This window comes from Mucilaginibacter straminoryzae, assembly GCF_022953055.1.
GTDB classification, from domain to species: domain Bacteria; phylum Bacteroidota; class Bacteroidia; order Sphingobacteriales; family Sphingobacteriaceae; genus Mucilaginibacter; species Mucilaginibacter straminoryzae.
Window position 1 is genome coordinate 231519 of the sequence record NZ_JALJEJ010000004.1, and the last position, 12257, is coordinate 243775.

Sequence of the window (12257 nt, forward strand, 5' to 3'; positions counted from 1 at the left end):
TTAATTAAATCCTCCGCTTAAGCTCTGAGCAATAGAGAAGTGGAACTGGCCTTTGTTTGCATCCGGAATACCCGGTATCTTATCAAACCCATAACCATAATCAAGCCCAAGCAAACCAAAGATAGGTAAAAATATACGTGCGCCAATACCTGCCGAACGACGAACATTAAACGGATTAAACTGGCTAAAATTGTTCCATACGTTACCGCCTTCTGCAAATGCTTCAACGAAGATAGTTGCAGACTGGCTGGCAATTACCGGGTGTCTTAACTCCAGTGTGTATTTGTTATAAATAGGGCTACCTGGGTTGGTATCCGGGTTATAGTTTGAACCTACCGGAACAATAGAGAAGTTACGGTAACCTCTTAAACCGATGATCTCGCTACCCTGCAGGAACTGATAAGTCTGCATACCGTCGCCACCGAGTTTAAACCTTTCGAACGGTGACTGACCTACTAACTTGTTATAGGTACCGAGGAAGCCGAAGCGCACCTGTGACATCAGAACCAATTTACCGGTGATGCGGGTGAACCATTGCGCATCAAACTTCCACTTGTGGTATTCTACAAATTGGTAACGCTGCTCTGGCGTTGCAATTGCATAGTTGGTGCTATTGAACAAAGAGTATGGCGGCGTAACCTGAATGGTGAACTTAATATTAGAACCCTGGGTTGGATAGATCGGGGCATCTAACGAGTTACGGCTTAACTCCTGCGTTAACTTGATATTGTAAGAGGTACCATTGGTAAACAGGTAACCGGTAAAGTTATCCAGTTTATAGTGGTCGAAGTTTAACGAGTAGTTCAACTGGAAATAGTTATCCGGCCAGTTCAGGCGCTTACCCAGCGTAATACCTACACCGTTAATACGAAGATAGTTGTAACGCGGATCCGTCTTTGCGTAATACTGCCCGGTAGAACTTAACTGCGTATAAGCGGTAAGACCGAAGTAGATGGGCTTTTTACCACCGAACCATGGGTCAGAGAAGGTAAACGAGTAATTCTGATAATTCTTACCGTTCGCCTGTCCACGTAGGCTTAACTTCTGCCCGTCGCCTTTTGGCAGCGGTTTGTAAGCCTTCAGGTTAAAGATATTACGTAACGAGAAGTTGTTGAAGGTTAAACCCAGCGTACCTACCAACTGGCCACCACCAAAACCACCGGACAGTTCGATCTGGTCTGACGGCTTTTCTACCACGTTGTACACAATATCAACTGTACCTTCATTAGGATTAATGTTGGTTGGCTTAGGTTCAATTTTCTGCTCATCAAAGTTACCCAACTGTGAAAGCTCGCGGGTACTGCGGATAATCAGATCTTTCGAGAATTTCTGTCCCGGCTTGGTCCTGATCTCACGAAGCGCAACTTTATCATTCGTTACGTCGTTACCTTTTAAGATTACCCGGTTGATGGTATACTGCGGGCCTTCGTAAATACGGATATCCAGGTCTACCGTATCATTATAAATGCGTGTCTGAACTGCGTCAGAGTTATAGGTTAAATAACCATCATTCAGGTACAGGGAAGAAACGTCGTCATTATTGGTGGTTGGTCCGCTCAGGCGTTTATTTAATTCCTCTTCGCTGAACACATCCCCTTTTTTGATACTCAGTATCTTCACCAAGGTAGAAGTTGGGTATTTAGAGTTGCCGGAGAACGTCACATTACCGAAATAATATTTAGGGCCTTCGAAAACTTTAATTTTTACGTTAACGGTATTTTCGTCGTTCTTCCATACAGAATCGCTGATAATTTCTGCATCGCGGTAACCGCGGGCCTGCATTTTTTCAACAAGCGTTTGCTTATCTTCCTGGTACTGGTCGTCTTTGAATTTCTTTGATCCGAAGATATTATAGAACTTTTTCTCGCGGGTCTTTTTCAGGAATTTCTTTAGCGTTGCTGCTTTGAATGCCTTATTCCCCTCAAAAATTACTTCGTTGATCTTTACCTTCTGATGTTTATCAACAGCAACATCCAGTATTACGCTGTTCGCATCTCCCGGATCTTTGCGCTGTTTAATATCTACCGTAGTATTTAAAAAGCCCTTTTCGTGGAAATGCTTTTTAATAATAGCAGTAGTGGTGTTCAGCAGATTTTCGTTAACAATTTTACCTGTTTTGTCATTCAGTTTTTTCTGAATGTCTTCAATCTCACCCTTACGGATACCGGTGATGTGCAGGCGGGACAAACGCGGACGCTCTAAAACCGATATTTCCAGGTAAACGGTATCCAGGTTAATTTTCTGGATGTTCAGCTGAACATCGTCAAACAAACCTTGCTGCCACAAGTTGCGGATAACGTTTGCAGAGGCATCGCCCGGCAAAGAGATCTTATCGCCCTTGTTCAGTTTGGAGATCTGGATCAGAACATCTTTATCAAGATTTTTAGCACCGTTAACTGCTACCCCGCCAATGATATAATCTTTAGGGTTAAGGTAGCTTAAACTATCAGCCGGAACCGGTTGTGCAAATGTTTGCCGGGGTTGTGAACCCCTAACCTGAGCTATAGCAGCCGTACCTAAAAAAGTGAGGAGAATTGCAAAAAGAAGTTTATTCATTCGAATATTTAAGTGGGCTAAAAATAGTTTAAACAGTTGTTAAAAATTGTTAAAAGTGAAATTAGTTAACCTGCTCGCTGGTTTTGCCGAACCGACGTTCGCGCTTCTGGTAATCCAGGATGGCTTCGTACAAATCTTCCCTTCTGAAATCAGGCCATAGTTTAGAAGTAAAATAAAGCTCGGCGTAAGCAATTTGCCAAAGCAGGTAATTACTGATACGGTGCTCGCCGCTGGTTCTGATCAATAATTCCGGGTCTGGCATTTCGGCGGTATATAAACTACGCGAGAACATCTCTTCGTCGATATCTTCGGCGCGGATCAAACCTTGCTGTGCTTTTAACGCCAGTTGCTTTGCAGCCTGAATTATTTCCCGGCGCGAACTATAGCTCAATGCTAATGTTAACGTTAAACCGGTATTGTTAGCCGTCTTTTCTATCGCAGCACGCATCTCACGTGCCGCTTTTACCGGCAAGGCATCAATATCACCAATGGTATTTAACCTAACGTTATTTTCCATCAGCTTATTAATTTCTTTATGTACCGTGCTGATCAGCAGTTCCATGATCGCCGTCACCTCCAGTTTGGGGCGGCTCCAGTTTTCTGAAGAGAAAGTATAAAGCGTCAGATATTTTACGCCGATCTCCCCGGCACCCTCAACCACATCCCTTACAGAAAGTACGCCGTTATGATGACCAAATATGCGGAGTTTGCCCCTGCCCTTTGCCCAACGCCCGTTACCATCCATAATAATGGCGATATGCCGGGGTAATTTATTAGGATCTATCTGTTCTTTATAGTTCATGCTTCCTGATCGTCAACCTGTGTGGCTTCTTAATCACTAATCTGCTTTATGCCGCTTTAAGCGCCTTACTCGCTTACAAACTTACAGGCTGCCAGGCTTGTTAAATGCCGGATGACCGTAAAATTTCAGGGTACAAAGGTAAAACTTACTTTCAATTTTTTTATTATAACTGCCTAAAGAAAAACAGAAAAGAGTTACAGGTGAACGGCTTGACCCCCAATTAAAAATAAGCCGCCGGGGATACAAGCACCCGGCGGCTACACACTATCTAACAAATCAAAAAAATAAACTTAATACAGTTGCTGTTTCTTAAGCAGGTTGATGTCTGCATCAGCAATATCTACAATGGCATACCGCTCTACTTTGGCAATATTCATTTCATCAAGGGTGTTCACCAGATTATTATAAATGCTATGATCACTCGGTTTAATCAACACAATCATATCCTTGCCGGTGGTAGCCTTTACATCCTGCTGTTTAGCCAGCAAAGATTGTCTTAACCCCATCCGGCCATAGTCTACCACTTTTTGGTAAGAAGGTTTGCCCGCCTCTCCCATATATAACAAGGCCTTATCATTTTTGCCGAGGCAAACGGTCATAGTCCTGCTTGCAGGCACTCCCGGCACATCAACAACTTCCGTTTTATCAGGCATAGCCACCGGCATCGCATTGTTCTTCTGTAACGTGGTGGTCAGCATAAAAAAAGTAATGAGTAAAAAAGCAAGATCAACCATAGCGGTAAGATCTACACGGGCTGCTGTACGGGAAAGACCAGAGCGCCGGCCTGTCTTCTCAGAGGTGTTTAATTCGGCCATGATGTAAAGTTTAGTTAGGTGAATAGCATCGGTTAGTTATATGGTTTGATATAACTATTTACCGAAGGTTTAACGGGAAGTGCTGGAATATTTTCACCTATTCCACGTCTTCGTTATCATGGCCATTTGGAGAAGACTTCTGGCCTACCGGTATCGGTTGCTATTGGTGAAGTAACAGTCGCTGGATAGAAAAGTGAACGTTAACGACACGGTGAAAAACATGTAGGTATCTTTAGAACGGCCGTCACCGCGTTGGGTGCCATAACTGCCATAGTCAGATGATAAACGGCGGTCTGCAAATTCTTTTTGTTTAGCCGTGAAATTGGTAGGATTAGCATACATGCCGCTTACGTCATCCAGATAATCAGTATTAGGTATACGGTAACCTGCTTCGGCACTTAAAGAAAGATTTCTGTAGAAATTATATTTTACGCCTGCACCGAAAGGAATGGTCATCACCACATTGGGATAAGGTTTTGACTGACCTTCCGTCATCAGCGGTCTTAGCTCGTACAAATTTCCGTTATAATCATATGCTTTGGGATTGAAATTTACGGCGCCTATACCGGCAAACACATATGGTGTAAATGCGTGCAGGTCTATACCCGGACGGAATTTCATGAAATTGAACTCTACCGTTGCCGCCAGTTCATCCAGGTTGCTAAAGAAACTTAAATTACGCGACTGGGTTTCGGCATCAGAAGACCAACGGTCTGCAGCTACTACCTGCCCATGCATAAAGCCAATTTTTGCTGAAACATAGTCGCTGAAGTTTCTACGAACAAAGCCTCCCACTGCGGGACCGCTTACCTGGAAAACATTACGTTGATTAAGATCGCCCATGTAACCGGAACCACCACCGCTGATACCGATATCCCACTTCTGGGCCATTGACTGTAGAACGGAAAACAGCGCTAAAGAAAAGAGTAAAAGTTTTTTCAGCATTCAGCAAGACTAATAGTTGCGGGCATCAATCCCCCAAAGTAATTTATTCCTTAATGTTTTCAGGTAACTCTCGTTGTTCAGACGGATGAGATTCAACTTAAAATCTGCCTTTGAAATATTAAACTTAATCGGCTCTTCTGTTTTATTGATGATCTCTGTCCGCGAATCGCAAGATATTAAATAATTAGCACTGCGGGTTTCCACCTCGATAGAAAGTGTACACTCATCCGGAAACACAATAGGCCTTACATTTAAATTATGGGGCGATACCGGTGTTACCACCAAGGTATCTGACTGCGGAAAAATAATAGGCCCACCGCAACTGAGTGAGTAGGCTGTAGAACCTGTAGACGTAGAGATAATGATACCATCGCCCCAGTACGAATTCAGGAATTCGCCGTCCAGGTAGGCATCAATGGTGATCATCGCCGCATCGTCACGCTTATGAATCGTGATGTCATTCAAGGCGAAATTATCCTCACCAAAAATCTGCTCGCTCGATGTAATCTTAATCAACGTCCGGCTATCCAAAGTATAATCACCATTGATGACCGCTTTTATAGCCGTTTCAATCTCGCCTTTATTGATACTGGCCAGGAAACCAAGCCTACCGAAATTAATCCCGATAACCGGGATGCCACTATCTCTGATCAGTGCGACGGTATCCAATAAGGTCCCATCGCCGCCCAGGCTGATAAAAATATCGATAAACCCGGCGAGCGGAACACCTTCTTCAAGTACCGGGAAATCCAGATCGGGAAGACGGTTTTTTAAAAATTCGTGTAACTGCCGGTGAACATACACCTCTGCATGGCCATGGGCAAACTGGTCGAAAACCAGTTTCACATAAGGTAGTGCCGTATCGTTAAACTGCCTGCCGTAAACCGCAATCTTCATTCGCTTAGAGGTTAAGATAGTTCATCAGCGAATCGTAACGGTCCATGGAATCGTCGTTACCATCATTACCCCCGAAAACTGCTTTCACGTCATAGCCGTAGCGCAGGAAAGAGGCAGAAATACCAGAAAGATCCTGCTTGTTAAGCTTTAAGGTTACTTCGTTTCGGGTAGAATCCGGGAAAGTGCGGGTATAAGAACTTAAGATGTGTGCGTTATCAGACTCTATGATCTGCGCAATGTGCGACATGGAGTTTTCTTTATTACTCATTTCAAGCACGATAATTCCGCCCGGATCTGAAGCGGAGGTAAGTTCTGCAAATGCGTTGCTTAATTCGTTAACTGTAATAACACCCAGGTAGGCTTTTGAAAGGCTAAGTACGGGTACCAGGGTTGCCTTAGATTCGTAAAAAATCCGGATTACCTCATAGATATGCTGATCTTCGAATACGTATGAAGTAAGCAGCGAGACCTGAATATCTTTTAATGCGAGCTGATGATCCGGGGCGATTAGGTCGTCTTCGGCTACCAGACCTATAAACTGATCTTCATTCACTACGGGCATGTGCCGTACCTTGAACTCGGCCATGCGGTCGAGCGCGCGCTGTATCGTATCAGTGCTATGTAACGACGGTATTGCGTAGGCGATCAGTTCCTGGGCTACCATACTATACTTTTAAGGTTACTTTTTCTAAAAACTCTCTCAGCAGCAAATTAAACTGCTCTGGCTGTTCCATCATCGGGGCGTGCCCGCAGTGGTCTATCCAGTAAAGGCTGGCATCCGGCAGCAACTGATTAAATTCAACAGCTACTTCAGGCGGGGTTATCTTATCATTCTTTCCCCAGATCAGGCCTACGGGTATCGTAATCTTATGTAATTCTTTACCCATGTTATGCCTGATAGCCGATTTAGCCATCGCCAATATACGTATCACCCTGTTACGGTCATTAATGGTCTGGAAAACTTCGTCTACCAATTCCTTTGTTGCCGTAGCCGGATCATAAAAAGTATACTCTACCTTCTCCTTTACAAAATCATAGCTTTCGCGCCGCGGGAATGATCCGCCGAAAGCATTCTCATATAAACCCGAACTGCCTGTTAATATCAGGGTCTTAATATTTTCAGGATGCGCCAGGCAATAGATCAGGGCCACATGACCACCGAGCGAATTACCCAATAATGTAATATTAGTTAATTTTTTATATTTTATAAACTTATGGACAAATTTCGACAAGGTTTTTACGCCCGTAGTCAGCAACGGTAAATCATATATGGGCAGCATCGGAATCAGTACGCGATAATTGGGGCTAAAAGCTTCAATTACTTTTTCCCAATTGCTTAATGCGCCCATTAAGCCATGCAGAAGCAACAAGGTTTCGCCTTCGCCTTCTTCAATATATCTGAAACCGTTTTCTTCCCGAAGCACGTAATTCATATTCCGATTAATGTAAAGTTTTAATTTATACCGTTTTTAAATTTAGTATAAAAGTTGGTTATTTAGCCGCCATAAAGATACTTTATAGAATCAGAGTTACAACAATTATAGCAACTTAATTATGCCAGCAATTGTTTAACCACTTCTGATATTGTTTTGCCTTCGGCTTTACCGGCCAGCTCTTTATTAACCGCGCTCATTACTTTACCCATGTCTGCCTTACTGTTTGCACCGGTGGCTTCAATCACTTTTTTAACTACCACTTCAATCTCCTCGCGCGATAGTTGCTTTGGCAAATACAGCTCTATTACGCTTACTTCTTCCAATTCAACCTCGGCCAGATCTTCACGTCCCTGGTTTTTATAAATTTCCGCAGACTCTTTACGCTGCTTCACCAGCTTTTGTAAAAGTTTAAGCTCTTCGGCCTCGTTTACTTCCTGGCCTGAAGTATTTAACAACAGCAGCGCTGATTTTATCCCACGTAAACCGCGCAGCTTTACCTGGTCGCGTGCTAACATCGCTTGTTTGATATCCTGATCTATTTGAGTACTGAGTGACATCTGATTGAAATTATAAGTTACTAAGTTATTATTTGTGATGGTAGTTTACATCACCCGGTTGTTATGATTTTCTGAAAATATTGGTACCCGTAGCCTGCGCCGTTGGCATTACCGTAATCTCGTTAATATTCACATGCGCCGGCCGCGAAACTATCCACCAGATGGTATCTGCAATATCAGTGGCCACCAGAGGGGTAAAACCTTCGTATACTTTTTTAGCCCGGTCACTGTCGCCTTTGAAGCGTACTTCAGAAAACTCTGTTTCTACCGCACCCGGGTGTACTGCTGTTACCTTAATACCATGTTTCAGCAGGTCTATCCGCATACCGTCGCTTAAAGCGCCAACGGCATGTTTGGTTGCACAATAGACATTACCGTTAGGATAAACCTCTTTCCCGGCGATTGACCCCAGGTTGATGATATGGCCGTAACCATTATTGACCATCCAGTTGGAAACGATTTTTGTTACATATAACAGGCCTTTAATGTTGGTATCGATCATTCTATCCCAATCATCCGGATCACCTTCATTGATCGGTTCGAGACCCTGGCTCAGCCCGGCGTTATTGATCAGTACATCGATATTACGCCATTCTGCAGGCAAGCTTTCCAGGTTACTGGCCACGCTATCGCGGTTGCGTACGTCAAAGGCGGCCACGGCAACCTCTACATTGTATTTATCGTTCAGCCGGTTGGCCAGCGCCTCCAGCCTATCGGCACGTCGGCCGGTTAATATCAGGTTATAACGCTGTGCAGCGAATAAATGGGCACAAGCCTCACCGATCCCAGCGGTGGCGCCTGTAATCAAAGCAATTTTAGCCATAGGTTGGTAACTACCGCTGCGAAATTATGTTTTTTTAAACTAACTATTCGAAGTACAGGCTAATCATGAAGGTATGCATGAAAAGCTTACTAATGGGTGACGAGTATGGATGGTTTTCCGGCAGCAACACATTGCCGATAGAATTGCTTAGTTTCAGTTCGGGCGAAAGCTTAAAATATTCGAAATAGATATCACATCCGATACCCACTTCGTACGACGCATAATTGCGTTTTAATTTCACCAGCTTATCTGTCAATGCCTGGTCTGCATCGTCGGGCTTTTTATTGATTGCCGTAGAAACCTTAGCGCCTCCTAATAAATACATTCTGAAATCGCCTATCCGGTCGGATTTTATTTTCAGCAGCATCGGTACATCAAAAGAAGTACTTTGTATTTGCTTTTGCACGTTCTGCGAGGCGTCGCGGTAAGTATACAGTATTTGTTTATCTGAAAAAATAAGCGACGGCGTTGTCCGGATCTCTATATACTGGTTAATGCTATAACGCGCAAGGAAGCCAATACCAAAACCGGGCAGCCCTTTAGACCTAATGGAACTTAGCGAATCGGTGATCTGGACAGGGTGCGCCGGATCTGAACGATCTATAAAAGGTTGTCGCCAGTTTGGGTTCTTTACAATCTTAAAATCGCTCTGTAGGTATTGAAAAGTAAAACCAAAGCTAAAATCCTGCTGATCTAATCCCCTGCCCCAGGCCGGAACAGACTGCGCGTAGCTTTTTCCGACAGCTAAACAGGCAAGGACTATAAACAGCAATAAAGCTTTTCTCATTTACTTGGTACCGGTATATATGGAACTTATGCCAAACGTTAAAGCACGTTTTTTGGTATTTTTATAACCCACCTTCTCCATTAATGTTGTAAAATCTTTTCCATCCGGAAAAGCGGCAACGGATTCTGGCAGATAAGAATAGGCCCTGCTGTCTTTAGAAAATAACTTACCTATACCCGGGGTAATATAGCGGAAGTAAAAGTTATACAGCTGTTTTACAGGAAAAACCCGCGGCTTTGAAAACTCGAGGATCACTACCTTACCTCCCGGCCTTAACACCCGCAGCATTTCTACCAAACCTGCTTCCAGGTTTTCGAAATTACGTACCCCGAAGGCAACAGTTACTGCATCAAAAGTATTGGTTTCGAAAGGCAGGTTTTCAGAATCGCCCCCGGTAACCTCGAACCGTGGCGCCAGTTCACGGGTTTTGATCTTCTTTCGGGCAATGTCCAGCATGCCTTCAGAAATATCAACGCCGACAATCTTTTCCGGCTTCAGCATCTTTAACGCTTCGATAGCGAAATCGCCGGTACCGGTGGCAACGTCTAATAACTTTTTGGGTTGATTTGCTTTTAACTCGTTAATCGCCTTTTTTCGCCAGATAATATCAATACCCAGCGACATAAAATGGTTAAGAAAGTCGTAAGTGTGCGAAATGTTGTTAAACATATCTGCTACCTGCTGCTTCTTGGTAGCATCCGCACTTTTATAAGGCGTAACAGTATTGCTCATCAGGCGCAAAGATAGCTTTTTGTAATTACACTGATGATTGATTGATTACACAGATTAGTTGGGATTAAACCGATTGATTTAGCCAAATTATTCTACCTCTTGCGCGCGTTTGTAACGCATGCACAAATGATAGACGATTAAATTGTCATGCTTATCCAATACTCATTAGAAACGAAAGCGGTAAAAAAATCGGCTTAATCAAGAATTCATTTTTCCCAAACGGCTATTCTTATAGCCGTAGGTAAAGTATACAACCAGGCCAATCACCAGCCAGAACAAGAACCGCAGCCAGTTAGTATAACCCAATTCCGTCATCAGGTAAAAACAGCTTAACAACCCCAATACCGGTATCAGCGATAGCTTTTTTACAAAAGCCATCACCGTTAACGCTGTTGACAGGATGATAAAAAGGAAATAGGGAAAGTTATGATGCGGATTTTCGCCAGATAGCAAACCCAACAGCGGCTTCCAGAATACCACTACGCCTATTACAAAAATCACAGGCGCTATCCATTGGGCGTTGATATAAGGAATACGGAATTTACCCCGCTGGCGCTCTTCTTTAGGCAGCAGCAACACGCCACCGCAAACCAATACAAACGCAAACAAAGTTCCGATGCTCGTTAGGTCGGTTACCTCGGTAAGGTTCATAAACAGTGCAGGCACCGCTACCACAATACCGGTAACAATAGTGGCGAAAGATGGTGTATGAAATTTGGGATGGATGCGTGAAAAAGCTTTAGGAAGCAGGCCGTCGCGGCTCATGCTCATCCAGATCCTCGGTTGGCCCAATTGAAAAATGAGCAGCACACTTGCCGTGGCAATAACCGCGCTGATAGAGATAACATAGCTGATCTTCTTCAGGCCGATCTTCGCGAATACGAAAGCCAGCGGATCGCCCACCTGCAGGTCTTTATAGCTTACCATACCTGTTAATACCAGCGCAATGAGGATATACAAAACGGTACAGATAATCAGTGAGTAGATCATGCCGCGCGGCAGGTCGCGCTGTGGGTTACGGCATTCTTCGGCTGTTGTTGAAATGGCATCGAAACCGATATAAGCAAAGAATACCCCCGATACACCTTTCATCACGCCGCTGAAACCATTCGGGAAAAACGGGTGCCAGTTTGCCGGAGTAACATAAAAGAAGCCGAGCACGATAACGGCAATCACCACCCCTATCTTCAGCAGCACCATGCCGTTAGTTACCTTTTTGGTTTCTTTAATACCTACGTAAACCAAGTAAGTGATGATGATAACGATTAATAACGCCGGGATATTAGCAATGATCTTAAAGCCGCCGATAGCCGGTGCATTTGCCCAGGCCTGCGCTTCTGCCCGTAACTTATCTGTAATATCAGCCAAATGGCCTTCCCTTGTCAGCTGCTGCACACTATCATAAGCGCGCGAGGCCGTAAGGTAGTCCATCGTTAAATATTTGGGAATATGGATATGAAAGCCTTCAAGCAAATTCACAAAATATTCGCTCCATGAAATGGCTACTGCAATGTTCCCGATGGCGTACTCCATCAAAAGGTCCCAACCGATGATCCAGGCGATCAGTTCCCCGAAAGAGGCATAGGCATACGTATAAGCACTACCCGCTACCGGTATCCGCGAGGCAAACTCGGCATAGCACATGGCAGAAAAACCGCAGGTGATGGCCGTAAGTACAAAGAGGATGGTAACACCCGGGCCGCCGTTGAACGAAGCTTCGCCAATGGTAGAAAATATGCCCGCGCCTACTACCGCCGCAATACCCATCAGGGTAAGATCCCTGGTATTTAGCTCCTTGCTCAATGCGTGTCCGCCGCCCGACTCGCCATCGCCGAAACCGTTGGCTACGTCGTCAAGAATAAGATCGATAGATTTTTTGCGAAAGATATTTTTAGACATCAGGAGCT

The 12257-nt window shown here is 44.2% G+C and carries 12 protein-coding genes; all 12 read right to left on the reverse strand.

Annotated features, from left to right (window positions below; genetic code table 11):
- Positions 1-2556 (reverse strand): outer membrane protein assembly factor BamA, encoded by a 2556-nt coding sequence (gene bamA, locus MUY27_RS10540; protein ID WP_245129984.1) that lies wholly within the window; start codon positions 2554-2556, stop codon positions 1-3.
- A 61-nt stretch (positions 2557-2617) separates the two neighbouring features.
- Positions 2618-3358 (reverse strand): isoprenyl transferase, encoded by a 741-nt coding sequence (locus MUY27_RS10545; RefSeq protein ID WP_245129985.1) that lies wholly within the window; start codon positions 3356-3358, stop codon positions 2618-2620.
- A 290-nt stretch (positions 3359-3648) separates the two neighbouring features.
- A complete protein-coding gene (locus tag MUY27_RS10550) occupies positions 3649-4173 on the reverse strand; it encodes an ExbD/TolR family protein (protein ID WP_245129986.1) in 525 nt (174 codons plus the stop codon).
- 144 nt (positions 4174-4317) lie between these two features.
- A complete protein-coding gene (gene porG, locus MUY27_RS10555; protein ID WP_245129987.1) occupies positions 4318-5118 on the reverse strand; it encodes a type IX secretion system protein PorG in 801 nt (266 codons plus the stop codon).
- Between the two features lie 9 nt (positions 5119-5127).
- Positions 5128-6015, reverse strand: coding sequence for an NAD kinase (locus MUY27_RS10560; protein ID WP_245129988.1), 888 nt, complete (start codon positions 6013-6015; stop codon positions 5128-5130).
- A 4-nt stretch (positions 6016-6019) separates the two neighbouring features.
- A complete protein-coding gene (locus tag MUY27_RS10565; protein WP_245129989.1) occupies positions 6020-6679 on the reverse strand; it encodes a CBS domain-containing protein in 660 nt (219 codons plus the stop codon).
- A gap of 1 nt (position 6680) precedes the next feature.
- On the reverse strand, positions 6681-7448 hold the full coding sequence (locus tag MUY27_RS10570; protein WP_245129990.1) for an alpha/beta fold hydrolase: 768 nt from the start codon (positions 7446-7448) through the stop codon (positions 6681-6683).
- A gap of 119 nt (positions 7449-7567) precedes the next feature.
- On the reverse strand, positions 7568-8008 hold the full coding sequence (locus tag MUY27_RS10575) for a GatB/YqeY domain-containing protein (protein WP_245129991.1): 441 nt from the start codon (positions 8006-8008) through the stop codon (positions 7568-7570).
- 61 nt (positions 8009-8069) lie between these two features.
- On the reverse strand, positions 8070-8831 hold the full coding sequence (locus MUY27_RS10580) for an SDR family oxidoreductase (protein ID WP_245129992.1): 762 nt from the start codon (positions 8829-8831) through the stop codon (positions 8070-8072).
- Positions 8832-8874: 43 nt separating this feature from the next.
- The gene (porT, locus tag MUY27_RS10585) at positions 8875-9618 is read right to left on the reverse strand and encodes a type IX secretion/gliding motility protein PorT/SprT (RefSeq protein ID WP_245129993.1); all 744 of its coding nucleotides are present in this window, start codon (positions 9616-9618) and stop codon (positions 8875-8877) included.
- Entirely contained in the window at positions 9619-10350 is a 732-nt protein-coding gene (ubiE, locus tag MUY27_RS10590; RefSeq protein WP_245129994.1) for a bifunctional demethylmenaquinone methyltransferase/2-methoxy-6-polyprenyl-1,4-benzoquinol methylase UbiE, read from the reverse strand.
- Between the two features lie 198 nt (positions 10351-10548).
- Complete coding sequence (locus tag MUY27_RS10595) at positions 10549-12249, reverse strand: amino acid permease (RefSeq protein ID WP_245129995.1); 1701 nt, start codon at positions 12247-12249, stop codon at positions 10549-10551.
- Positions 12250-12257 lie beyond the last annotated feature (8 nt).

What these genes read in the sequence shown, in the direction of transcription:
- MUY27_RS10575 (WP_245129991.1), bottom strand. Translation starts at nt 8,008, where the DNA reads ATGTCACTCAGTACTCAAATAGATCAGGATATCAAACAAGCGATGTTA.
- MUY27_RS10560 (WP_245129988.1), bottom strand. Translation starts at nt 6,015, where the DNA reads ATGAAGATTGCGGTTTACGGCAGGCAGTTTAACGATACGGCACTACCT.
- MUY27_RS10565 (WP_245129989.1), bottom strand. Translation starts at nt 6,679, where the DNA reads ATGGTAGCCCAGGAACTGATCGCCTACGCAATACCGTCGTTACATAGC.
- porT (WP_245129993.1), bottom strand. Translation starts at nt 9,618, where the DNA reads ATGAGAAAAGCTTTATTGCTGTTTATAGTCCTTGCCTGTTTAGCTGTC.
- bamA (WP_245129984.1), bottom strand. Translation starts at nt 2,556, where the DNA reads ATGAATAAACTTCTTTTTGCAATTCTCCTCACTTTTTTAGGTACGGCT.
- MUY27_RS10570 (WP_245129990.1), bottom strand. Translation starts at nt 7,448, where the DNA reads ATGAATTACGTGCTTCGGGAAGAAAACGGTTTCAGATATATTGAAGAA.
- porG (WP_245129987.1), bottom strand. Translation starts at nt 5,118, where the DNA reads ATGCTGAAAAAACTTTTACTCTTTTCTTTAGCGCTGTTTTCCGTTCTA.
- ubiE (WP_245129994.1), bottom strand. Translation starts at nt 10,350, where the DNA reads ATGAGCAATACTGTTACGCCTTATAAAAGTGCGGATGCTACCAAGAAG.
- MUY27_RS10550 (WP_245129986.1), bottom strand. Translation starts at nt 4,173, where the DNA reads ATGGCCGAATTAAACACCTCTGAGAAGACAGGCCGGCGCTCTGGTCTT.
- MUY27_RS10595 (WP_245129995.1), bottom strand. Translation starts at nt 12,249, where the DNA reads ATGTCTAAAAATATCTTTCGCAAAAAATCTATCGATCTTATTCTTGAC.
- MUY27_RS10580 (WP_245129992.1), bottom strand. Translation starts at nt 8,831, where the DNA reads ATGGCTAAAATTGCTTTGATTACAGGCGCCACCGCTGGGATCGGTGAG.
- MUY27_RS10545 (WP_245129985.1), bottom strand. Translation starts at nt 3,358, where the DNA reads ATGAACTATAAAGAACAGATAGATCCTAATAAATTACCCCGGCATATC.